At 67.7% G+C, this 22,010-nt stretch carries 21 protein-coding genes and 1 pseudogene; 9 read left to right on the forward strand and 13 right to left on the reverse strand.

The window, feature by feature from the left end:
- Positions 1-83: 83 nt before the first annotated feature.
- The 5 genes and pseudogenes from VF106_RS51005 to VF106_RS27075 all read right to left on the reverse strand — a co-directional run.
- Positions 84-926, reverse strand: a pseudogene (locus tag VF106_RS51005) (ABC transporter transmembrane domain-containing protein); the annotation flags it as partial.
- A complete protein-coding gene (locus VF106_RS27060) occupies positions 913-1,110 on the reverse strand; it encodes a hypothetical protein (RefSeq protein ID WP_330842665.1) in 198 nt (65 codons plus the stop codon). The pseudogene VF106_RS51005 and the gene VF106_RS27060, both read right to left, overlap by 14 nt.
- Positions 1,107-2,042: a cytochrome d ubiquinol oxidase subunit II gene (locus tag VF106_RS27065; RefSeq protein WP_330842666.1), complete on the reverse strand. Its 936-nt coding sequence runs from the start codon at positions 2,040-2,042 to the stop codon at positions 1,107-1,109. The genes VF106_RS27060 and VF106_RS27065 overlap by 4 nt, the downstream gene beginning before the upstream one ends.
- On the reverse strand, positions 2,039-3,355 hold the full coding sequence (locus VF106_RS27070) for a cytochrome ubiquinol oxidase subunit I (protein WP_330842667.1): 1,317 nt from the start codon (positions 3,353-3,355) through the stop codon (positions 2,039-2,041). Before VF106_RS27070 ends, VF106_RS27065 begins: the two co-directional genes overlap by 4 nt.
- A 3-nt stretch (positions 3,356-3,358) precedes the next feature.
- Entirely contained in the window at positions 3,359-4,798 is a 1,440-nt protein-coding gene (locus VF106_RS27075; RefSeq protein WP_330842668.1) for an MFS transporter, read from the reverse strand.
- Between the two features lie 122 nt (positions 4,799-4,920).
- On the opposite strand from VF106_RS27075, the gene VF106_RS27080 reads away from it, so the two are divergent.
- The 5 genes from VF106_RS27080 (at position 4,921) to VF106_RS27100 (ending at position 11,170) form a co-directional block, all read left to right on the forward strand.
- On the forward strand, positions 4,921-5,430 hold the full coding sequence (locus VF106_RS27080; protein WP_330842669.1) for a MarR family winged helix-turn-helix transcriptional regulator: 510 nt from the start codon (positions 4,921-4,923) through the stop codon (positions 5,428-5,430).
- A gap of 190 nt (positions 5,431-5,620) precedes the next feature.
- Positions 5,621-6,805 carry a cytochrome P450 gene (locus VF106_RS27085; RefSeq protein ID WP_330842670.1) on the forward strand — a complete coding sequence of 395 codons (1,185 nt, stop codon included), beginning with the start codon at positions 5,621-5,623 and terminating at the stop codon, positions 6,803-6,805.
- A gap of 55 nt (positions 6,806-6,860) precedes the next feature.
- On the forward strand, positions 6,861-8,717 hold the full coding sequence (locus VF106_RS27090) for an FAD/NAD(P)-binding protein (RefSeq protein ID WP_330842671.1): 1,857 nt from the start codon (positions 6,861-6,863) through the stop codon (positions 8,715-8,717).
- A gap of 6 nt (positions 8,718-8,723) precedes the next feature.
- Positions 8,724-9,947 (forward strand): NAD/NADP octopine/nopaline dehydrogenase family protein, encoded by a 1,224-nt coding sequence (locus VF106_RS27095; RefSeq protein ID WP_330842672.1) that lies wholly within the window; start codon positions 8,724-8,726, stop codon positions 9,945-9,947.
- Between the two features lie 35 nt (positions 9,948-9,982).
- Positions 9,983-11,170, forward strand: a complete 1,188-nt coding sequence (locus VF106_RS27100; RefSeq protein WP_330842673.1) for an MFS transporter — start codon at positions 9,983-9,985, stop codon at positions 11,168-11,170.
- A 21-nt stretch (positions 11,171-11,191) separates the two neighbouring features.
- Here VF106_RS27100 and VF106_RS27105 read toward each other — a convergent pair whose 3' ends face one another.
- On the reverse strand, positions 11,192-11,923 hold the full coding sequence (locus VF106_RS27105) for a hypothetical protein (RefSeq protein WP_330842674.1): 732 nt from the start codon (positions 11,921-11,923) through the stop codon (positions 11,192-11,194).
- Positions 11,924-12,059: 136 nt separating this feature from the next.
- Between VF106_RS27105 and VF106_RS27110 the strand changes: the two genes are divergently transcribed.
- Positions 12,060-12,248, forward strand: coding sequence for a hypothetical protein (locus VF106_RS27110; protein ID WP_330842675.1), 189 nt, complete (start codon positions 12,060-12,062; stop codon positions 12,246-12,248).
- Between the two features lie 85 nt (positions 12,249-12,333).
- Here VF106_RS27110 and fdhA read toward each other — a convergent pair whose 3' ends face one another.
- The 6 genes from fdhA to VF106_RS27140 all read right to left on the reverse strand — a co-directional run bounded on the left by fdhA (position 12,334) and on the right by VF106_RS27140 (position 17,327).
- Positions 12,334-13,548, reverse strand: coding sequence for a formaldehyde dehydrogenase, glutathione-independent (gene fdhA / locus VF106_RS27115; RefSeq protein WP_330842676.1), 1,215 nt, complete (start codon positions 13,546-13,548; stop codon positions 12,334-12,336).
- A gap of 103 nt (positions 13,549-13,651) precedes the next feature.
- Positions 13,652-14,260, reverse strand: a complete 609-nt coding sequence (locus VF106_RS27120; protein ID WP_330842677.1) for a response regulator — start codon at positions 14,258-14,260, stop codon at positions 13,652-13,654.
- Entirely contained in the window at positions 14,253-15,371 is a 1,119-nt protein-coding gene (locus VF106_RS27125) for a GAF domain-containing sensor histidine kinase (protein WP_330842678.1), read from the reverse strand. The genes VF106_RS27120 and VF106_RS27125 overlap by 8 nt, the downstream gene beginning before the upstream one ends.
- The gene (locus VF106_RS27130; RefSeq protein ID WP_330842679.1) at positions 15,340-16,497 is read right to left on the reverse strand and encodes an iron-containing alcohol dehydrogenase; all 1,158 of its coding nucleotides are present in this window, start codon (positions 16,495-16,497) and stop codon (positions 15,340-15,342) included. Before VF106_RS27130 ends, VF106_RS27125 begins: the two co-directional genes overlap by 32 nt.
- 70 nt (positions 16,498-16,567) lie before the next feature.
- Positions 16,568-17,143, reverse strand: a complete 576-nt coding sequence (locus VF106_RS27135; protein ID WP_422653104.1) for an IclR family transcriptional regulator domain-containing protein — start codon at positions 17,141-17,143, stop codon at positions 16,568-16,570.
- Positions 17,037-17,327 (reverse strand): helix-turn-helix domain-containing protein, encoded by a 291-nt coding sequence (locus VF106_RS27140; RefSeq protein WP_330842681.1) that lies wholly within the window; start codon positions 17,325-17,327, stop codon positions 17,037-17,039. Before VF106_RS27140 ends, VF106_RS27135 begins: the two co-directional genes overlap by 107 nt.
- A 128-nt stretch (positions 17,328-17,455) precedes the next feature.
- Between VF106_RS27140 and VF106_RS27145 the strand changes: the two genes are divergently transcribed.
- Positions 17,456-20,263 carry a helix-turn-helix transcriptional regulator gene (locus VF106_RS27145; protein ID WP_330842682.1) on the forward strand — a complete coding sequence of 936 codons (2,808 nt, stop codon included), beginning with the start codon at positions 17,456-17,458 and terminating at the stop codon, positions 20,261-20,263.
- Here VF106_RS27145 and VF106_RS27150 read toward each other — a convergent pair.
- A complete protein-coding gene (locus VF106_RS27150) occupies positions 20,245-20,457 on the reverse strand; it encodes a hypothetical protein (RefSeq protein WP_330842683.1) in 213 nt (70 codons plus the stop codon). The genes VF106_RS27145 and VF106_RS27150 overlap by 19 nt on opposite strands.
- Positions 20,458-20,797: 340 nt before the next feature.
- On the opposite strand from VF106_RS27150, the gene VF106_RS27155 reads away from it, so the two are divergent.
- Entirely contained in the window at positions 20,798-21,064 is a 267-nt protein-coding gene (locus VF106_RS27155) for a hypothetical protein (RefSeq protein WP_330842684.1), read from the forward strand.
- Positions 21,065-21,129: 65 nt separating this feature from the next.
- Positions 21,130-21,861 (forward strand): class I SAM-dependent methyltransferase, encoded by a 732-nt coding sequence (locus tag VF106_RS27160; protein WP_330842685.1) that lies wholly within the window; start codon positions 21,130-21,132, stop codon positions 21,859-21,861.
- Positions 21,862-22,010 lie beyond the last annotated feature (149 nt).

Raw genomic sequence — 22,010 nt, forward strand, 5'->3', positions numbered from 1 at the left:
CGTTCGCGCCGATGGAACGCGGCGGCCATGGCACGCATCGGGGCGAAGTACATCGGGCACACCAGGAGCACCAGCAGGCCGGTGAACAGGTTGAGTGCCGGGGCGTGCGGTACGTGGACGTAGCCGAGCAGGGACAGTCCGATGTAGGTGGCGTTCACCGCGATGGAGAACGTGATGACGACGTCCATGATCATGCTGGACAGGAACGCGCGGCGCAGCACACGCATCGTCGCCGTGTTCAGCTGACGGCCGGCCTCGGTCAGGGTTCGACCGTGCCGGCCGACGGCACCGAGTTCGCGGAGGGTGCGAAGGCCGCGGAAGCTGTCGAGGATGACGGCGCCCAGCCGCCGCGTCGCCGCGAACTGGCGGTCCGCGCCCTGTTGGGCGAACAAACCGGCCAACCGCATGTTGAGCGGGAGCAGCGCGCTGGTCGCACCGAGCACGATCGCCGATGGCCAGTGCAGGACCGCGGTGACGGCCAGGAGAACGACCACGGACAACGGAGCTGAGCGCCGCAGTGGCGCGGTCTCGGCGTGGTAGTCGGCGATATCGTCGACGAGATCGACCATCGCCATGGCGGCCTCCGCCGGGGCGATGTCGCGGTCGCGCCGGGTGGCGGGCAGCAGTGCCTCGGTGAGCCGCCGTCGCAGACCGTCGGCGACGGCACGGGCGCCACGCCGACGCAGCCCACCCGCGCCCCAGCGAGCCGCGAGCGCGACCGTGCTCGTCGCGACGAAGCCCGTCACCCCGTGAGCGGCTTGCGCTGTGCTGTTCGCGAGCACGCCCTGGGCGGTCCATGCCAGGGCACCCCAGCGGGCGATGGTGCACACGGTTTCGAGCGTCATCAGCGCGCCGGACAGGACGAACCAGCGTCGTCCGGGGGTGGCGGCCTCGGCCAGCAGCTGGGTGGTTTCATTCGTCGTCATGAGTGCGTCGCTCGTCGACGATCCAGGCGATGCCACCGGTGAGGGCGATGGCGATCATGCCGAGGGCGGTCAACAGTGCCGAGTGGACCTGTGGGTAGCCGCCGAACATCCCCTGGCAGACGAAGTAGGCGATCGTGCCGAGCACGGTCCAGCCGATCGCGGCGAGCACGCGCCGGGCGGTCATTGTCCCTCCACTGTGGATTGTTCGCGGTCGCCGGCGAACGCGCGATGGGCGAACACGTTGTAGGCCAACACGAGCGGCATGTTCAGCCCGATGCCGACGAGGATGAAGACCATCGTGTTGTGCGGGCCGGCCGTGTTGTCGACGGTGAGGCCCGGCATGAGGACCGGGTAGCGGGCCACGCCGATCGCGAGGACGACCGACACGACCGCGACGACGAGCCCGCCGAACGGCAGGATGTCCGTGGCGGTCTCCCGGCGGAACGTGACGAGCACGGTGGCAACGCCCGCGGCGGCGAACAACAGGAGGCCGTAGAAGGCGAACGCACGTCCGGGTCCGGCGAGATTCAACGGCGCCGCGAGAAGCACGGCCAGCGACAAACCCGTCGCGGCCAATGTCGTGACGGCGCCGCGCTTGGCCGCCGTCACGCGAAGACGACCGGAGGACCTCCGTTTGGTGTTGGCGTATCCGAGTGCGGTGTACGTGGCGGTGACGGTGATCCCGGTGAGCACACAGAACCAGCCGAACACGCCGGAGACCACGATCCCCACCGTGACGCCCTGTGCGAACGCGGCCACCACCGACGCGACGCCGAAAGCGGTGGTCCAGTGGCGGGCCGGCGGCGACTGGGAGGCCATCTCCACGCTGACACCACGCACGACGAGCGCGAACAGCATGACGATCACCGCAAGGTAGGCATGCGGGAGGATCGTGCCGAACGCCAGCGGGAACCCGGCCCACAGGCCGACCCCCAGCAGGATCAGCCAGGTCTCGTTGCCGTCCCAGGCGACCGCGACCGACTCCAGCAGGTGCTGTCGGTGAGTGGGGTCGCGTTCGAGGAGGGTGGCCACGCCGACGCCGAGGTCGTAGCCGTCCAGCACGACGTACATGAGCAGGCACAGCAACAAAGTCGCGAGCCACAGAGTCGTGATCATGTGGCCACCACCTGTTCCGGGCCGCGGCGCACGGTTTTGACGACGTAGGCGAGGTAGGCCACGAGCATGACGAGGTAGAGCACCGAGAACCCGAGCACGGAGAACAGGACCTCGCCGGGCGCCAGCTTCGACACGGCGTCGGAGGTGCGGAGCTGCCCGAACACGATCCACGGCTGCCGGCCGGCCTCGGCGGTGACCCAGCCGCCGAGGATGGCCAGGATGCCGGCCGGTGTGGTCCACAGGACGAACCGGTGGAAGCGTCGTGCGGTCCACAGGCGTTTGCGCATCCGCAGGACCGTGGCGGCGAACGCGGTGGCGAACATCAACACGGAGCCGAGGAACATGATGCGGAAGCCCCAGAAGGTCGCGGCCATGTCCGGCCGGTCCGCCGTCGCGGTGAGCGTCAGGCCGGGCATCGCGGTGTCACAGGTGAGGTCCTTGGCGATCGCGCTGCCGAGACAGGGGATGTCGAGTTCGGCGATGTTCCGCGCGGCCTGCTGGTCGGGGATGGCGAACAGGACGTAGCTGGTGTTCCCGTTGTCCCAGTTGCCTTCGATCGCCTCGAGCTTCGCGGCCTGGTAGGGCAGTTCGTGGCCGGCGACCTGGTCGCCGAGGTAGAGCTGGACGGGCATCAGCAGCGCGGCGACCCCGAGACCGATCGACATCGACCGGCGCGCGAGTCCCTTCGCGCGGCCCTTGACGAGGTACCACGCGGAGATCCCGGCGACGAAGAAGGCGGCCGAGACCAGCACGGCGACCACCATGTGCGGCCAGCGCCAGATGAACGACGGGTTGAAGATGACCCGCCGCCAGTCCGTCGGCTCGAACCGGCCGTCCACGATCGTGAACCCCGCGGGCGTCTGCATCCACGAGTTCGCAGCGATGATCCAAGTGGACGAGAGGATGGTGCCCAGCGACACCATGATCGTGGACAGGAACATGGTGCGTTCGCGGACGCGGCCGTCGCCGTAGAGCAGGACGCCGATGAAGCCGGCCTCGACGAAGAACGCGGTCACGACCTCCATGCCGACGATCGGCCCGATGATCGGGCCCGTCTTCGCGCCGTAGACGCCCCAGTTCAGGCCCATCTCGAACGTGATGACGGCGCCGGCGACCACACCGATCGCGAAGCCAACGGCGAAGATCCGCCGCCAGAACCGGAACATCCGCAGGTACACCGGCCGGCCGGTACGCCAGTACACGCCGTAGACGACCGCCAGGAAGATCGAGAGTCCGACGGTGATCGCCGGGAACGTCATGTGGAACAGCACCGTGACCGCGAACTGCCACCGGCTCAGAGCCAACAAGCTCATGACTCAGCCCTCGATCACCGATGCGTTGGCGGAGGCCCTGGTGAAGCGGGGGAGTGCCGCGGCGGTGGCGGCGAGGAGGGCGACAATGGCCATCTGGACGTACTCCACGTCGGCGAAGGCGTGCGCGACACCGTGTGGTTCCAGTGCGAGGTAAAGGGTGCCGAGGGTCGCGACACCGAGGGCGAGTCCGCTCTGCTGCAGAGTGATCAGCACCCCGCTGCCGACACCGCCGAGGTGGATGGGGACGTCGGCGAGCACGCTGCGGAACAGTCCGGTGAACAGTATCGACTGTCCGGCTCCCGCCACCGCCAGCGGCACGGCCATGGCCCAGAGGCTGACGTGTGGCCACTGGGCGACCAACACGATCACCAGTGAGGCCAGCCCGGCGAGTTGCACGACGGCGCCGACGGACAGTGCGGCGCGTCCGAACCGGCCGATCAACCGTGGCGCGGCAAGGGAACCGGCGAGGAACAGCAGCGCCATCGGCAGGATGGCCAGTCCACCGTGGAGGGCGTCCTCGTGGAGTCCGTTTTGGACGGTGAGGGCGAAGACGAACATGAACGCGCCGAACCCGATGCTGAAGGCGAACACCATCGCGAGTCCTCGGGACATAGAGGGCAGGCGCAGCAGGGACGGTGGCAGCAGGGGGATCTCACCGCGCTGCTCGGCGCGCTTCTCCACCGCGATGGTGGTGGCGCCGAGGACGACCGCGAGGGCGAGCAGGGTCCAGGTCCACCACGGCCACCCGAGCGAGTGCCCCTCGGTGAGCGGAACCAGCAGGGCGGTGAGGGTGGCGGCGAACAGCACGGTGCCTGGCAGGTCGACGCCGACGGGATGTGGTGATCGGGTTGCTGGCACGATCCGGGTGGCGACCAGCAGCACCACTATCCCGATGGGCACGTTGACGAGGAAGATCGGCCGCCAGGTGGTGCCGGCGATGTCGGCGGAGACCAGCAGGCCGCCGACGAGTTGCCCGACCACGGCCGCGATGCCGGAGGTGGCGCCGTACATGGCGACGGCCCGTGCCTTGCGTTCCCCTTCGAGGGTGTGGTGGAAGGTCGCCAGCACCTGGGGGATGAGCAGAGCGGCGGTGGCGCCCTGCACGATCCGGGCCGCGATGAGCACGCCGGTGGTCGGGGCGAGTCCGCAGGCAAGTGAGGCGAGCACGAAACCGACCAGTGCGCCGAAGAAGACCTGGTGCCGGCCGTAGCGGTCACCCAACCGGCCACCCATCACCAGCAGGGCAGCGTAGGCGACGCCGTACCCGGCGATCACCAGCTCCAGCTCCGCCGCCGACGCGTGCAGGGAGGCGTCGATGCTGGGCAGGGCGACGTTCGTGATGAAGAAATCCATGATCGGCAGGAACGCGCCAGCCAGCAGGATGAACACCCCGACCGGGTGCAACCCGCCGGCCCGCGCCACGGCACGCGGGGAGGTCCTCACGGCCCGAGCGGAAACGGTGGTAGCCATCACAACTCTCCAGTCATTATGAGCACATAACTATCAGGCCACTGTTACTATGAGCTCATAACTACTTCAGTGGCAACCGTACACGGGGAGATGTGATGCACGACCAAGCCCGGCGACGACGCGGCGCACGTGGCTCAGGCGTGGACGAGCGCTGGGCTGACCTCGCGGACCTGGCGCTGATCATCGCCAGGGAGATCCAGTTCCGCGGCTACACCGACGAGCGGGCCGTCTTGCTGTCACCGTCCGAGGGCATGGTGATGCGCCATCTTTTCGGTGACCCGGCAGCGCCACCCAGTCGGATTGCCGCCGCCACCGGCCTACAACGCACCAACCTGTCCACCACCCTGCGCGGACTCGAAGCCAAGGGGCTCATCGAGCGACGCACCTGCACGGACGACCGCCGCGGGGTGACCGTCCACGTGACCGAGCACGGCAGGGCGAACTACGACCTCGTTCGGCGGGAGTGGGCCACCGCCGTCGCGGCGGCCGCCGGCCACGACACCACCAACCTCGACGCCGCGCTCGCACTGCTCGGCGACGTCGAAGTCGGCCTCGTGACAGCCCGATCAGGAACTCCACCCGCCAAGCCCGCCAGGTCCACATGAGCGGTACTCGTCGCACCTCGCGTCGCGACAGGGGCAAAACGTCAACGTTCTTCTTCGGTCACTGAGACAAGCCACTAGGTATGGGAATGCCTTTCCCCTAGGTATAAACGGCACCACATCGGGAGTCGCCGCATACTGGGCAGGGTTTAGTTAGTTGCCGTAGCAGCTATCTCCTGAACGAGGTGATCTGGTGCGCGAACCATACCGATACTCCTTCGAGCAGCCGCATCGTCTGGAGCCAACTCCGCTGTATGCCAAACTCCGGGAGGACGAGCCGATCGCGCGAGTACAGGTGCCTTACGGTCGAGAGGCGTGGCTCGTCACCCGCCACGACACGGTGAAGAAGGTGTTCACCGACACGCGGCTCAGCAGGGCGCTCGCGGTCGGACCCGGCACGCCGCGACGCGGACGAGGTTGGGCCAGGGCCGAGGCGCTTGTCAGCCTCGACCCACCCGCTCACACCCGAGTACGCAGACTGCTGGCCACCGCGTTCTCCATGCCGAATATCAGACGGTTGCGCCCAGAAGCCGAGCGTATCGTGGCCGGGCTCGTCGACGAACTGGTGGAACACGGGTCACCGGTGGATCTCGTTCAGCTTTTCACCCGACGCGCCCCGGTCATGGTGATCTGCACCGTGCTCGGTATTCCCTATGACGATCGTGGCAGGTTCGGCCAGTTTCCACAGTTGATCATGTCAACTGATTCCGGTGCGGCCAGGGAAGGCATGTTGGCCTATCTGCGTGATCTGATAGTCGAGCGCAGGGAGCAGCCCACCGACGATCTGTTCAGCGCGCTCGTGCGGGAAGCCGACAGCGGCGGCCAGATCACCGAGGACGAACTCGTTGCCCTCGGCGAGAACCTGTTGGCGAACGGCTACGAGACGATGTCGAACGAGATCGCCAACTTCGTGTACGTCCTGCTCACCAACCCCGACCACCTGGCATGGCTACGCGAGGACCTGTCCCGCCTGCCCACGGCGATCGAGGAGCTGTTGCGCTACGTGCCGTTGGCGGCCGGTGCGCCGGGCGCCGGCGGACACGCGCGCATATCGACCGAGGAAATCGAGCTCGACGGCAAGACCTTCCCCGCCGGGGATGCGTTCCTGCCCTCGGTCAACTCGGCCAACCGGGACGATCACGTCTTCGCCGAACCGGAAAGGCTCGACCTGGCCCGCACGCCCAACCCGCATCTCACGTTCGGGCACGGACCGCACCACTGCCTGGGTGCCCAGCTGGCCCGGATGGAGTTCCTGGTCATCCTCACCGAACTGCTGACCAGGTTCCCCACGCTGCGACTGGCGGTGCCCCCGGACGAGGTGCCGTGGAAGAACAGCCACATCCAGCGTGGCCCAGCGCGGTTGCTGGTGGCGTGGTAGCCGTCCGAAGTAGACAGGTCCACTGATCGAAGGTTCGTGGTTGGGGGCGATCCGAGTGGGCGTCGACGCGACGCATCGCAAGCCGAAGGTTCCGGTCGTCGTCATTGTGGGGATGGGACCGAAGGGTCTTTACTGCTTCGAGTCACTCATCGCCGAGTTCCGGTCCCATCCGCTGCCCTCGGGCCTCGAGGTGGCGATTTTCAACAAAGGTGGGCAGTTCGGCGCTTCGCCGGTCTACGACACCGGCCAGCCGTCGTATCTGCTGTCCAACGTGAGGGTGAAAGAACTCGACCTCTGGGACGTGTCAGACCCGACCAAGCCGGACGGGCCGGGGTTCATCCGTTGGTACAACACACAGTACCTTCCGTCGGAACCTGTCGATCCCGAGACGTATCCACCGAGGGCCGTGGTGGGCCGGTACCTTGTTCACGGATTCCAGGGGATCATGTCCCGCCTGCCGCGGGGCGTACGGGTTTCGACGCTCAACGCGGAAGTCACCGATATCGTTCCGGCCGCCGGTGGGTATCACGTGAAATACCGTGATTCGGCCGGCGTGCGACACGCAATAGTCGCCGACAAGGTCATGCTCAGCACGGGCCACACGGCGACGCTTCCGGCGAGACGAGAGCGTTACTACCAGGATTTCGCTGATCGGCACCCCGGAACGGTCTTCGTGCCGCACGCCTATCCGGTGGAAGAGAGAATGAGCGTCATACCGGCCGGCGCATGTGTTGCGATGAAGGGTGTTGGGCTGACCTTCATCGACGCGGTACTGGCTCTCACCGAGGGCAGAGGTGGGTACTTCAAGCGCATGGCAAACGGCCGACTCGCCTACCGGATGAGTGGGCGGGAACCCAAGAGCATAATACCGTTCTGTCGCACGGGTCTGCCCATCGTGCCCAAGCCATGGGATTATCCGAGCACGTTTCGACCGCTGACCTATGTCACCGCGGCCAGGCTGAAGGCATTGCGGAAGCGGGCACGCGGAGGAAAGCTCGATCTCGTCGAAAACATCTGGCCGCTCGTCGAGCTCGACATGGAGCTGCGGTACTACCGGACGGCTATGCGAGATCCGGGCGACAGAAGAGCTCTTGAAGAATGCGGTGACAACGCACGGTCGATGAGGCAGGTCATCGGTGCGTTCCTGGCCGCACATCCCGAGGTCGAGCCGTTCGACTACCGTCGGATCCTGGATCCGACCAGTGGCCGCCGTTTCGAGACAGGCATGCAGTACCACCGTTTCATCGAGCGCTACCTGCGACGGGAGATCGAACACGCACGTCATGGGTTGGCATCCTCCCCGGCACGGGCAGCTGTCTCGATGTGGTTCGAGATCCGCGCGACGCTGAAACCATTCGTCGCCTATGGCGGACTCACATCCCGCTCCCATCGTTTGCTGATCGAACACCTGTTTCCGCTTTTCAAGCGGGTGGTGTTCGGTCCACCACTCGTCAACATCGAAAAAGTCCTTGCTCTCCACACGGCCGGCCTACTCGACTTCTCGGTCGCACGGAACCCGCAGGTGGCCACGGACCACGCCAGCGGCTGCTTCGAGCTGACGACCAGCTCGCCGGCGAGCGCGTCCGCGCATGCCGAGATCCTCGTGGACGCCAGATATCCGACCATCGAGATCAGTCGCGATGAATCACCTCTGTATCAGCGGCTACGCGACCGAGGAATGATAAGAGAATTCACGAACATTTCGACAAGTGCCACATACGCCACCGGAGCGATCGACATGAGTAGAGAACATCATCACGTCATCGACCAGAACGGAGAGGTGAACAGCGATATCGCCGTGTGCGGTGCGCCGACCGAGGGCAACCTGATCGGGAACTTCGTGATAAGCCGGGACGGCTATGCGGCCGTCTGGGCGAGGAACACCCTGGCACAGCTTCGAGAGGATGGCTGAACAGTTATGGTCAGCCATCCTCTCCGTGTTCTCGTTTGTGGCACCGGCGCGGCCTCGCACGTTCTGGCCACCCTCATCTCCTCGCGGCCCGATGTCGAGCTGTCCGTCTTCACCCGTAGCCCCGACAAGGCGCGAGAGTGGACGAACATCCTGCGTCACGAACGCCTGAAGGCCACGTTGGGCAGCGGGCGGGCCGAGATCGCCGCCGGCTCGTTCCTGGTGACGAGCGATCCAGCACAAGCGGCACGCGGATGTGATATCGCCATCCTGTCGCTCCCCGCGTTCGTGCACCACGGCTATCTCGCGGCGCTTGCTCCACATCTCGAAGAAGGCTGCGTCGTGGTAGGCCTGCCGGGTCAGTGTGGCTTCGGGTTCGAGGTGCGGAAGATGCTGGGCAGATGCACCGTCCTGGACTTCACCAGCCTCCCCTGGGTGTGTCGGCTGGAGCGTTTCGGTACCCGGGTGCATATTGCCGGAATCAAGGAGACCGTTGCCGGAGCCATACGCGAGACCACCGCGACAAGCCGGATCGTCGACCCGGTACAGACGGTGCAGTCCCTGCTGGGAGACCCGGCAAGGCTGGTGGTGTCCGGGCACCCGCTGGGGGTGACTCTGGGTTCGATCAACGCCACCGTGCATCCGCCGATCATGTACAGCAGGTGGAGCGACTGGGACGGTGCGCCACTGGACCACGAGCCGTTGTTCTACGAGTCGATCGACGAGCGCGCGGCCTGGCTGATCAGCGAGATCGGACAGGAGATCATCGCCATAGCGCGACGGATAATGTCGCAACACCCCGCGGTGGACCTGTCAGGGGTCATTGACAAGTACGACTGGTACCTGAAGTCCTACGGTCCGGGTATCGCGGACAAGAGCAGCCTGATGACCGCCATACGTACGAACGCGAGTTACGCGGGAATCGCGCATCCGATGATCGAGGTCACCCCGGGAAAGTTCATCCCTGACTTCAGTCATCGCTTTCTCGCCGAGGACGTTCCGTTCGGGCTGATCGTCTCTCGGGGAATCGGCGAGATCGTCGGTGTGCCGACACCGACGATCGACCTGGTCGTCCGGTGGGCCCAGGAGTTGTTGGGCCATGAGTACCTGACTCGGCACGGGCTGACCGGCCTCGACCTCGCCGGAACGCGATGCCCACAGCGGTACGGATTCGTCACCCTGCACGACATCCTCGACCTTGACGAACAGGCCGCGCTGACTCGTCGCTCCTGATCCCCTAGGTACCGTCCCCACGGAATGGCACTCACATGAAGCGTGAACTTGATCGCCGTCTGCCACTCGATCTTTACATCTCCTCGGGCGCCAGGGCGGCATCCATGCTGGGCCATTCGGTGGCCGTCACCGCGCTGACACTCGACCTGCACGCCGACGGACGCGCCACCTGGGTCATCGCCGCGCTGCTGTTCGCGGGGACGTTACCGCTCGTTCTGCTCTCGCCGCTCGCCGGACTCCTGGTCGACCGCCACGACAGCCGGCAGCTGCTCGTGGTGAGCGGCCTGTGGCAGGCCGCCGCGTACACGCTTCTCGTGTTCGTCGACCATCCGGTCGCCGTGCTGTTTCTGATGACCTTGGCATCGGTCGGCACGGCGGTGACCACGCCGCTGCTCATGTCGTTGACTCCGCTGATGGTCCTCGACCGTCAACTGGCCGCGGCGAACGGACTGCAGCAGGGCATGGTCGTCATCGCGCTGATGGCCGGTCCGACCATCAGCGGCATGATGTTCGGGCTCACCGGCGACGCGCGGATGCCCCTCCTGCTCAACGTCATGATCTACCTCGCGATCGTCGGCACGGGCCTGCTGATCAGCACCCGTCGCCGCCCACAGCTCGGGGAGAGCAGACCACGAGCCATGGACGGGGTCACCGTCCTGTTCGCCGATCGTGCTGTCGGCCCGGTCGTCACCGTCGCCGTCCTGCTCGTCCTTTCCCTTCACCTCACCTATGTGGCACAGGTGTTCCTGGTGCGGGACACGTTCGGGGCGAGCGCACTGACCTTTGGCCTGATGCAGGCGACGCACACCGCTGGGTTCCTGTTCGCGTCGGTGGCGGCCAGCCGGCTCAACACCACACGGCGCATACTGGTCGGCACCCCGGTGATGGCGGCCCTGCTGTCCGTCGCCATGCTCGTGATCAGCTTCGCGCGGTCGTTGACGATCACCTTCGCGATGCTCCTGATCGCGGGCTTCGCCGTGACCGTGGTATTGGTCGTCGTGGGCACGCTGCTCATGCAGCGAATCCCCAAAGACGTGCTCGGTCGCGCACTGGCGAGTTTCACCGGCGCGCATCGCGCCGCCGCTCTCGTCGCCTACAGCCTCGGCGGGTGGCTGGCCTCGCTGATCTCACCACTGACGATGTACGCGGTGTCCGGCATCGTGGCGCTGATCGCCCTGTTCGTCACCGCGCCGATGATGCACCGGGCTCTGGCGACGGTGTGACCGCCGCCGAGCCCTTCGGTCTCACCGGTTTCGGAAGAAGAACTCCCGACAGAAGGAGTTGATCGTCTCCCCGTCCTTGTACCGGCGGAACTGGTTGAGGACGACCAGGTTCTTCACGGAGATCACGCCGATCACCACCTCGAACGGCGCGAGGTCGAACGTCGCGAGGAGGTTCGACTCGCCGTGCTTGTCCTGGTGAGCGGTGAGTTCGACCTCACCCCAGTCGACCGGGTCACTCGCACCCCGGATCCTGATGGTTGCCCCGCCGGCATGCTCGGTGACCGTGAATGCGCTGACCCATTTGGTGGCCGGATTGGAATTAACCCATTCGCCGGTGACGACACCAGTGCTGATACCGGAGGTCGACACGAGTTCGGGTGCCGAGCGCCGATAATATGACTTCGCGAACTCGTTGGCCCGACCGCTGTCGTCGTGGTACGACGTGAACATCTGAACGAGGAGAACCCCCTGGTTCTCCACAGTCACGAACTCGACCAGCATGGCCCCGACTCGGCACTGCGCGTGGAAACCGGTCGCCGTTGTCGAACCGCTGTCGCAGTGGGGGGTCGCCTCGGCCTCTCCCCAGTCGGACCACTCGGAGTCCGTCGTGCCGTATGGATGGATCAGTAGCGCACCGTCCTGCTCCGTGAGCACTATCTTCGCGATACGATTCTCGTCCAGTTTGATGCCGAACCACTCGCCGACCAACCGTGAGACATCGATACGGGTGGCACTGGCCCGCTGGAGGTCCATCACTTCAGCCTAGTCAAGAGGGCTTCTGCCGAAATAGCCGATTTCCCCTAAGGGCAACCCGGGTGCCGGCCTGCTCGGGTGATCGCGGCGCTCGGAACACTGGATCGCCGGGATCGAATCGGCAAGACTGGAGCTTGTGAAAAATTTTGTGCTGGTGATCGTCGGCGTGGCGGCTGTGCTGCTCGGTGGCCTCTGGGCGTTGCAGGGGAGTGGCGTCATCGGCGGAAGTTTCATGACGGACTCGACGATGTGGTTGGTGACAGGCGTCGTGCTCGTGGTCGTCGGTGCGGTGTTGATCTTCTTCGGTGCGCGTAAGCGCGTCTGACACGGCGGTGTTCTCCCGCGTGCATGCCGCATAGTCGGGAACTGTGCGCACACATGTGCGCACAGTTCCCGGTGTTGTCAGAATTTCACGCGGGGACCATCCCGTGCGGGTCGATGACGTACTTGCGGGCCGCGCCGTGGTCGAACTCCTGGTAGCCCTCCGGCGCCTGGTCGAGCGGGATCCTCGTGGCGTTGACGGCCTTCGCGATCTGCGCCTTGTCCGAAAGGATCATGTTCATCAGCAACCGGTTGTACTTCTTCACCGGGCACTGACCGGTCGTGAACCGGTGCGACTTGGCCCACCCGAGTCCGATGCGGACACCCAGCTGGCCGATCTTGGCGTTCTCGTCGACGCCGCCCGGGTCGCCGGTGACATACAACCCCGGAATACCGAGCGAGGCGCCCGCCCGCGTGACCGTCATGATGTCGTTCAGCACGGTGGCGGGCTGCTCGTCGGCGGCCGCCCCGTGGCCGCGGGCCTCGAACCCGACCGCGTCGACCGCCGCGTCCACCTCGGGCTCGCCGAGAATCGCCTCGATCTTCTCTGGCAGCTCGCCAACGGTGGTGAGGTCGATGGTCTCGCAGCCGAAGCTGTGTGCCTGCTCCAGCCTCTCCTTGACCATGTCGCCGACGATCACGGCCGACGCACCGAGCAGCTGCGACGCGTGCGCGGCGGCCAGGCCGACCGGGCCTGCGCCCGCCACGTACACGGTCGACCCGGTGGTCACGCCCGCCGTGTAGGCGCCGTGGTAGCCGGTCGGGAAGATGTCCGACAGCATCGTCAGGTCCAGGATCTTCTCCAACGCCTGGTCGCGGTCGGGGAACTTCAGCAGGTTGAAGTCGGCGAACGGGACCATCACGTACTCGGCCTGCCCGCCGATCCAGCCACCCATGTCCACGTATCCGTACGCGGCGCCCGGCCGTGCCGGGTTCACGTTGAGGCACACGCCGGTCTTGCCCTCGTTGCACATCCGGCACCGCCCGCACGCGATGTTGAACGGCACCGAGCACAGGTCTCCGACCTGGTGGAACAACACGTCGCTGCCGGCCTCGACGATCTCGCCGGTGATCTCGTGGCCGAGTGTCTGTCCGACCGGCGCGGTGGTGCGGCCGCGGACCATGTGCTGGTCGCTGCCGCAGATGTTGGAGGTGGCGACCTTCAGTACGACCGCGTGTTGCGCGGCCTTCTTGAGCCCGAGCCCGTTGACCACGTCGGTGGGCAGTTCGAGCTTGGGGTAGTCGGTACTCTCGACGCTGACGTTCCCCGGCCCCTGGTAGACGACAACTCGATTCTCTGGCATCTCACTCACCCTTTTTCCCGTCCGTATCTGGAAACTACGAGCCAGGACAGGCGCACGTAACTGACCGGCCGGGCAGGGCGCACCTACCCGGATGGGCAGGTGCCTAGAGAATGCCGAGCTTGGTGGCGGTGTAGACGACCTCGGCGCGGTGGTGCACGGCGAGCTTGCGCATGATGCCACGCACGTGGAACTTGACCGTGCTGTCGCTGATCAGCGCCGCCTTGCCGATCTCGCGGTTGGTCAGGCCGCGGGCGAGCAGGCGCACGATCTCCAGCTCGCGGCGTGTGAGTCGGGGGCGTTCCTCGCCGGGCGCGGCGTGCACCATCAGCGAGCCGGCCCGGACCCCGCGGATGATCTTCAGCAGGTCGACGACGTCCACGTCCTTCAGCACGTATCCCTTGGCGCCACGGCGAAGCGCCTCCATGACGAGTGTCTGGTCGTGGAAGGTGGTCAGCACCACCACGCCGGTGGCCGGGTGCCGTTCGACCAAATCGCCGCACAGCGTCAGGCCGGTGACCGGGCCGTCCGCGTTGAGCTTCAGGTCCAGCAGCACCACGTCCGGGCGGGTCGCGGCGACCGTCGTCAGCGCCTCGGCGGCACTCGCCGCGTGGCCGACGACCGCGATGTCCGGCTCCAGTTCGAGGATGGAGCGCAGGCCTTCGCGGACGATCGTGTGGTCGTCGACGATCACGACGCGGATGTGGTCAACCATCGGTCGGCGCCGTGACCCGGATCCGCACACCCCCGCCGCGGCGAGGGTGTGCCCGCACCGAGCCGTGCAACTCCCGGGTGCGCTCGCGGATGTTGCCCAGCCCGGCGGGTGCGGCGGCGCCACGCAGCAGGCACGAGATCGCCGCCGGATCGCCGGTGCCGTCGTCGGACACACTGAGTGTCACAGCACCCGCGCGGTACGCGAGGTCGACCCAGATGCACCCCGCGGACGCGTGCCGCACCGCGTTGAACATCGCCTCCTGCGCGATGTGGAACAGGGCGTGCTGCGTCGCGAGCGGCAACACGACCGGTTCGCCGTGCACTCGGACCCGCACCCGCAACGGGGTGATCGCGCGGAACTCACGCGCCAGATCCATGAGCACGCCCCGCATTCCGGCGTCCCGCCCGTCCAGTTCGGACAGTTCGAAGATGGCCGCGCGGAGCTGGGTGAGCGCGGCACGGGTCAGTTCCTTGGTGACCGCCATCCTCTTGCCGACCGGCTGCGACGGTTCGTTCCTGGCACACCACTCCAGGTTCATGCCGATGCTGATCAGGTGCTGCGCCACGCTGTCGTGCAGTTCGCGGGCGATGCGGTGCCGTTCCTGGCTGATCAGCTGCCGCTGCCCGGCCTCGCCGAGCCTGCGGTGCGCGACTTCCAGCTGGTGGTTGCGCATCGCCAGCTCCCGGGCCTGCTGGCGAGCCTCCTGGTACAGCACGGCGTTCTGCAGCGCGACCGCGAGCTGGTTGGCGACGATCTGGAGGATCACGAGGTCCTCCTCGTCGATCTCGGCGGGCCGCGCGACCACCAGCGCCCAGACCGGCTCCCCGTCGACCACCACCGGCACGCCGTCCGGTGCCTGGTGCGGCGCCAACGACACGGTGCCATGGCCGAAGTGCCTGTTCAGCGCGTCGACAACGGCAGCGCACAGTGCGTCGGGGCCGCTCGTGGTGGTGCCCAGCGCCGCCGAGATGGCCCGCAACGCCTCGGTCGCTCGGTCCAGGCCATGGCGGGTGCGCCGCCACTCCGCGTAGAACGTCGGCTTCGACGACCGGGCGCCGGTGAGCCGCTCCAGCCACTCGTCAGAGCGCGGCGAGGCAGATCTGTTCGACATCCGCGCTGCTCACCGCCCTCGGGTTGGTCGTGATGTATGCGTCGTGCAGTGCGTGCTCGGCGAACCGCGGCAGGTGCTCGCGCACCACGCCCACCTTCGCGAGCCCGGACGGGACGCCGACCTTCTCCCGCAGTCGTTGCACGGTCGCGATGGCCGCTTCCGCCGCCTCGTGCGGGGTCAGCCGCTCCACCGCGACGCCCATCGCCGCGGCGACGTCGACGAACCGGTCGGGGTGGGTGGCGGCGTTGAACCGCATCACGTGCGGCAACAGGATCGCGTTGAGTAGCCCGTGCGGCACCTCCAGGTAACCGCCGATCTGGTGCGCGATGGCGTGCGTGGCGCCGAGCAGCGCGTTGGTGAACGCGATCCCCGCCTGTAGGCTCGCCCGCGCGATGCCCTCACGGGCACGCAGGTCGGCGGGGTCGTCCATGGTCGGCAGCAGGTGTTCCAGCACGCCGCGGATCGCCGCGAGCGCGTGCCCGTCGGACAGGAAGCTCGCCGCCTTCGACACGTACGCCTCGATGCCGTGGCTGAGCGCGTCGAGCGCGGTGTGCGCGGACAGTTCCGGCGGCATGGTGGTGAGCAGGCTGGGGTCCGTGACCGAGATGTCCGGCACCAGCGCCCGCCCCGCGATCGTGCACTTGATCCGCCGCGTCGTGTCGGTGATGACGCAGAACTGCGACACGTCGGCGCCGGAGCCACCGGTGCTCGGCACCATGACCATCGGCGGGATGGGCTTCGGCACGGTGTCGATGCCCTCGTAGTCGAGGATGCGCCCACCGTTGCCGGACAGCACGGACACGGCCTTCGCCGCGTCGATCGGGCTGCCGCCGCCGATGGCCACGACCACGTCGCAGCCCCGCTCTCGGTAGATGTCGAAACCGGCCTCGACCTCGTGGTCCTTCGGGTTCGGTGTGACACCGGACCACACCTCGTAGGCGAGCCCGGCGTCCCGCAGGTACGGGACGGCCCGCTCCACCCATCCGGCGGCCATCACCCCGGGATCGGTGACCAGCAGCGCGCGGGAGCCGCCCGCTCGCCGCGCCGCGGCACCGACCTCGGCGAGACTGCCGACCCCGAAGATCGTCTCGGGGATGAGGAACTTCTCGAGCTTGCCTCGGGTCATGAGACCTCCCGGCGTGCGTCGCTGCGGTGCCAGACGCCAAGCCTAAATCAGTTCAGGGGACCCAGCCGCGTCACATCGGGGTGTCGGTCAGCGTGCGGGTGATGTCGCGGGCCGCGTTGCGGAGGGGCTGGACCAGTCGCTGGGAGGACAGGGTGATGGTGTGACCGGTGACGCCGAGGATGCCGATCAGGTTGCTGTTCTGGTCGCGTAGACCGGTGGCCATACAGCTGAAACCGAGTGTGCATTCCTGATGTTCGGTGGCGATTCCGGTGTCGCGGACGGACTCGAGCGTGGCCGTCAGCCGGGTCCAGGATGTGGTGGTGTGTCGGGTGAGCGCCCGCACCGGCCGCGCACGTAGGCGTTCGAGGAGACCCGGTTCGTTGGCCAGCAACACCCGGCCGCCCGCGGTGGCCTGGAACGCCGGGCTGTACCTGTCCATGGGCCAGCCGCGGCGTCGGACGTCGGCCGCGCGGTTCGCACCGTAGGCACTGTCCACCAACGTGATCGCGCTGCCACTGAGCGCACCGAGCCACGCGATCTCACCGGTGCGCGAACAGGTCCTGGAGGTAGGGGGTCGCCGCCTGGCGCAGGTCCAACTGGGCCGCGGCGCGCATGCCCAACTCCAACACGCGCGGGCCGAGCAGATAACCGCCGTCGTCGGCACATCGTCGCAGCATTCGCCGGGCACACAGGTCCGCGGCGATACGTCGCACGGTGGGTTTCGGCACAGCGACAGCGCGGGTGAGTTCCGCCAGCGAAATGGGCCCGTCGTGGTCGGCGACCGCGTCCAGGACCGCGAGGATCCGGCCGGTCACCGTGTGATCGTCCACCTGCGCCCCTCACCCGACAAGGGGATTTCCCCCGGGTCGTGTCACTCAGTGACACGTCAGTCTGGCATGTCCCGCCTAATCTGAGCCACCGTGATCTCGCGCCGAAATCGACGTGAATGGAACTCGTGATGAAGCTGGTCGAGCGTGACTGTGATCTGGCCGAGATTCACGGGGTACTGGACGCGGTGGCCGGCGGGCGGGGGGCGACCGCACTGGTGGAGGGGCCGCCCGGGATCGGCAAGACGGCCGTGCTCGCGGCGGCCGGCGAGCACGCGCGGGGCTTCGGCATCGAGGTGCTCGGTTCGGTCGGCGGTGAGCTGGAGCAGGACCTGCCGTTCGCCATCGTGCGGCAGCTGTTCGAGCCGCCGTTGCGGGCCGCGTCGGCGGCGCGGAGCGCGGAGTTGCTCGCCGGTGCGGCGGGGCTCGCCGCACCGGTGTTCGGGCACCACGACGACCAGCGCGCACAGGGCGATGTCGTGTACGGGTTGTACTGGCTGTGCGCCAACCTGGCCGAGTCGCGACCGCTGCTGCTGGTGGTGGACGACGTGCACTGGGCAGACGGCGCCTCCCTTCGGTTCCTGTCGCACCTGTCCCGGCGCATCGCGGACCTGCCGGTGCTGCTGCTGTTGGCCGGCCGTCCCGGTCCGGTCCTCGACCGGCTCGTCGGCGGGGCGCTGGGCGGGGTCGCACCACACGTGATCCGCCTGCGGACGCTGAGCGACGAGGCGGTTGGCGTGCTGGTGCGCCGGGACCTGTCCGCCGACGCGGACGACGAGTTCTGCCGCGCCTGCGCCGCGGCCACCGGCGGCAACCCGTTCCTGCTCGCGGAGGCGCTGACCAACCTGCGGGAGAACGGCACCCGGCCGGTCGCGGCAGAGGCGCACCGGATCGGGCACATGCGTGCCGACGCCATCTCACGGGCCGTGCTCGCCAGAGTCGCGCGACTGGGTCCGGACGCTGTTCGGTTCGCCAGGGCGCTCGCGGTGCTGGAGACGGCCGCCGAGCCCAGGCACGTGGCCGCGCTGGCCGGGCTGTCGGTGACGGCGGCCGCCACCGCGGCGGATGGGCTGGCACGGGAGGCCGTCGTCACCGCGACACATCCGGTCTGCTTCGTGCACCCGCTCGTGCGGACCGCGGTGTACCTGGACTCGAGCAGCCTGCTGCGGGCGAGCGAGCACAAGCGCGCCGCGCGACTGCTCGCCGAGGACCGGGCCGACGCCGAGCAGTTCGCACCGCACCTGCTGGCCGCCGAGCCGGAGTCCGACCCGTGGGTGGTGGACTCGCTGCACGCGGCCGCGGTGTCCGCGCTCGGCCGCGGCGCACCCGAGTCCGCCGCGGACTACCTGCGGCGGGCCCGCGCCGAGCCGCCGCCACTGGACCGGCGCGGACCGCTGGCCGCGATGCACGGGCGGGTGCTGGGCATGGCGGCCCACACCGTCGACGCCGAGGAGGTGCTGCGTGAAGCGATCGCGCTCACCGAGCCGCTGATCGACCGGATCCAACTGGCGTTCGAGTTGGGTGGCCTGTTGCTCCAGGCCGGCCGCGCGGCCGAGGCGGCCAAGACCGCCGAGCTGGCCCGTGGTCTGATCGCCGGGCACGAGGACGACCTGCCGGTGGCGATGTACGCCGCGGCGGCCGGGCTCGACCTGCTCACCCTGAAGCCGCCGGCAGCGGTCCTCGACCGGCTGGAGGGGGTCGCGTCGCGGCTGACCGGCGCCAGCGACGCGGACCGGCTGCTGCTGTCCACACTGGCCTTCGGTGCGGTCGCGTCCGGTCTGCGCCCCGCGACCGAGGTGGCCGCGCTGGCCGAACGCGCCGCCGAGGGCCCGATCCCGACGCACGAAGGCTGGATTCTCGTCAACTACGCGAGTGCCGCGCTGGGGCTCACCGACCGGGACACCGAGGCACTGGCACTGCTCGATCGGGGTCTCGACGCCAGCAGCAAACTGGGCGACGTCTGGAACTTCCGCTACCTGTCGATGCTCCGGTCGCACACCGCCTGGTACGCGGGAAGGCTGGTCGAAGCCGAGGGCGACGCCCGCACCGCCCTCGACGAGGTCGCAGGGGAACCGAGCAGGCCGCACGCACCACTGGCCGCCGCCATGCTGGTCGACGCACTCGTCGAGCGCGGGCGGCTGGACGAGGCACAACAGGTGCTCGAGGACCACGGGATCAGCGACCGCAGGCCTACCGACACGATCATCATGCACTTCATCCCGGTGGCGAGGGGCAGGCTTCGGCTGCGGCAGAACAAGCCGGCCGAGGCCCTGGCCGACCTGCTCGAGGTCGGGCGGTTCCTGGTGAGCGCCGGCTACGTCAACCCGGGCTTCGCGGAATGGCGGACCGATGCGGTGCAGGCCCACCTCGCGCTCGGCCAGACGAGTGCGGCCGTCGAACTGGCACGCGAGAACCTGGAGCTGGCTCGCGCCTTCGGCGCCCGCCGGTGCATCGCGCGGGCACTGCGCGTCGTCGCCATGGTCGAGCCTCGCGAGCACAGGCTGGGCCGGCTGGCCGAGGCCATCGAGCTGCTGGCCGACTCGCCCGCCGAACTGGAGCGGGCCAACTGCCTGATCGCGTACGGCAGCGCGCTTCGCCGTTTCGGGCAACGGAACCAGGCCCTCGACCCGCTCCGTCACGGTCTCGACCTGGCCACCCGCTGCGGTGCCGACGCGCTGGCCGAGTCGGCCAGGCAGGAGCTCCGGCAGGCAGGCGCCCGTCCGCGCCGGGACGCGATCCACGGCCGCGAAGCTCTGACATCCAGCGAGCTCGCGGTGGCCCGCCTCGCCGCCGACGGCGCCACCAACCGCGCCATCGCCCAAAAGCTGTTCCTGTCCATGCGAACGGTCGAGACGCACCTCACCAACACCTACGGCAAGTTGATGATCAGTGGCCGGGCGCAGCTGCGCGCCGCGATCGCCTACCCCGAGAACAGCTGAACGAGGAAGTGCCACAACAGCGCGACACCGCGGACGACGGAGTCGCCGATGATCGCGGCGAGTATGAATCGGAGTGTCTTCCGAACGAACCGGTGCCTCCGGTCACCGCTCCGCCGCCGGCGCACCGACGTGGCTTTCCCTCTCACCCTGAGCAAAGCGGCCTTGATCCGGAGCCGCCTGTCCCCTTTCCTCATGTGCATCACTGTCGCGCGCGTACGCCCCCGCGCGATACCGCGAGGTTTGACCGGCTCACGGGTCGGTTCGGCGCGCAAACATCGCGGTACCGACCACGATGCCGGCTGACCCGGTTCGGGGGATGGTTCTCGGCATGACCGACACAGGCAGCGGAATGTTGCGGGTCGAGCTGGATCTCGTCCCGGACGCCGAGCCCATCCAGGGGCGTGCTCGCGGTGCCGACGGGGTCGGGCACGCCTTCGCCGGCTGGTTGGAGCTGGTCGAGTTTCTCGACAGAGCCCGTATCAACCGGCCGCCTCGTTCATCTACGGATCCGACAGCAACCCAAGGGGAGTCGCGATGACCACGCCAGGATCACGGCAGGCTCAGCAGACCTACCAGCAGCAGGTTCAGAACAACAGCGCCACCTTCCGGCGCAACGCCGCGCACGCGGACCATCTCCGCTACCGCCGCCGCGGTCGGGTCGGCGTGGTTCGCCGGCTGTTCGGCCTGATGTTCTCGCTCGTGTTCCTCGCGATCGTGGCCGCGATCTTCGTGGTGGTGCTCAGCGCCGCCCAGCCCGACTGGTTCGACAACGTCCAGGCGTGGTTCGACCAGATCTTCTGAGCGAGGGTTCCTCGTACTTCGGGTGCGGTAGAAAGGAGGCAGTACTCGAAACAGGGGGAGTCGCGATGAGTGCGGTGTACGACCGGATCGGAGCGTCCTACGAAGCGGTCAAGCTCACTCCCATCGTGAGGTACGGCGAGCAGCACACGGTGGGCTGCCTCCTCGCGGATGTGCGCGGGCGAAACGTGTTGGATGTCGCCTGCGGCACCGGGTTCTACGCACGCGAGTGCGTGCGGCTCGGCGCCGGACAGGTGGTCGGCGTGGACGTCTCCGCCGAAATGATCTCCGTGGCCCGCGGCATGGCGGAGCGGGACCGGTACGGGATCGAGTATCAGGTGCATGACGCCCTGCGGCTCCCGTCGTTGGGCAAGTTCGACGTGTCGCTGGCGATCTGGCTGTTCAACTACGCGTCGAACGAGTCCGACGTGCGAACCATGTTCGAACGCATCACCGAGAACCTGACCGACGACGGATTCATCATCGGCCTCACGATGGACGACTCGTATCGCGACGGACTCGACTCGCGAAGGTACGGCTATTCGCTGACGTTCCTGGACGCGATCGAGGGCGGTGGGAGGTGGTCATGCACACTGCACCCGTCCGGCGGGGACATCACGTTCGACACCTTCATGCTCGACAAGAAATGCTACGAGCGTGCCGCCGCCGCTGCCGGGCTGTCCATCGAGTGGATTCCGCTCGAGATCAGTCAGGACGGGATCGACGCGTTCGCCCCGGGGTTCTGGCAGGACGCGATCGACAATCCCGCGATGACCGCGTTCCGCGCCACCAGGTCGTAGTACGACCCCTGGGCACCGGCTCTCGCTGGGTCTCCACCATGCCGCCACGATAACGCGGAGACCGGATCACCATGCGGTCCGCGGATTGGCCAGGCCGGTGCGTAGCAGTTCCTGGAAGCGCCCCGTCCACGCGGCGACCGTGGTGGTGT

Origin of the sequence: Actinophytocola sp. (genome assembly GCF_036378875.1) — a bacterium.
Lineage (GTDB): Bacteria > Actinomycetota > Actinomycetes > Mycobacteriales > Pseudonocardiaceae > Actinophytocola.

Excerpts from the sequence above, each read along its gene's own strand:
- VF106_RS27065 (WP_330842666.1), bottom strand. The coding sequence starts at position 2,042 with ATGATCACGACTCTGTGGCTCGCGACTTTGTTGCTGTGCCTGCTCATG.
- fdhA (WP_330842676.1), bottom strand. The coding sequence starts at position 13,548 with ATGCCAGAGAATCGAGTTGTCGTCTACCAGGGGCCGGGGAACGTCAGC.
- VF106_RS27080 (WP_330842669.1), top strand. The coding sequence starts at position 4,921 with ATGCACGACCAAGCCCGGCGACGACGCGGCGCACGTGGCTCAGGCGTG.
- VF106_RS27155 (WP_330842684.1), top strand. The coding sequence starts at position 20,798 with ATGACCACGCCAGGATCACGGCAGGCTCAGCAGACCTACCAGCAGCAG.
- VF106_RS27105 (WP_330842674.1), bottom strand. The coding sequence starts at position 11,923 with ATGGACCTCCAGCGGGCCAGTGCCACCCGTATCGATGTCTCACGGTTG.
- VF106_RS27060 (WP_330842665.1), bottom strand. The coding sequence starts at position 1,110 with ATGACCGCCCGGCGCGTGCTCGCCGCGATCGGCTGGACCGTGCTCGGC.
- VF106_RS27100 (WP_330842673.1), top strand. The coding sequence starts at position 9,983 with ATGAAGCGTGAACTTGATCGCCGTCTGCCACTCGATCTTTACATCTCC.
- VF106_RS27160 (WP_330842685.1), top strand. The coding sequence starts at position 21,130 with ATGAGTGCGGTGTACGACCGGATCGGAGCGTCCTACGAAGCGGTCAAG.
- VF106_RS27145 (WP_330842682.1), top strand. The coding sequence starts at position 17,456 with ATGAAGCTGGTCGAGCGTGACTGTGATCTGGCCGAGATTCACGGGGTA.
- VF106_RS27120 (WP_330842677.1), bottom strand. The coding sequence starts at position 14,260 with ATGGTTGACCACATCCGCGTCGTGATCGTCGACGACCACACGATCGTC.
- VF106_RS27150 (WP_330842683.1), bottom strand. The coding sequence starts at position 20,457 with ATGAGGAAAGGGGACAGGCGGCTCCGGATCAAGGCCGCTTTGCTCAGG.
- VF106_RS27095 (WP_330842672.1), top strand. The coding sequence starts at position 8,724 with ATGGTCAGCCATCCTCTCCGTGTTCTCGTTTGTGGCACCGGCGCGGCC.
- VF106_RS27125 (WP_330842678.1), bottom strand. The coding sequence starts at position 15,371 with ATGTCGAACAGATCTGCCTCGCCGCGCTCTGACGAGTGGCTGGAGCGG.
- VF106_RS27070 (WP_330842667.1), bottom strand. The coding sequence starts at position 3,355 with ATGAGCTTGTTGGCTCTGAGCCGGTGGCAGTTCGCGGTCACGGTGCTG.
- VF106_RS27130 (WP_330842679.1), bottom strand. The coding sequence starts at position 16,497 with ATGACCCGAGGCAAGCTCGAGAAGTTCCTCATCCCCGAGACGATCTTC.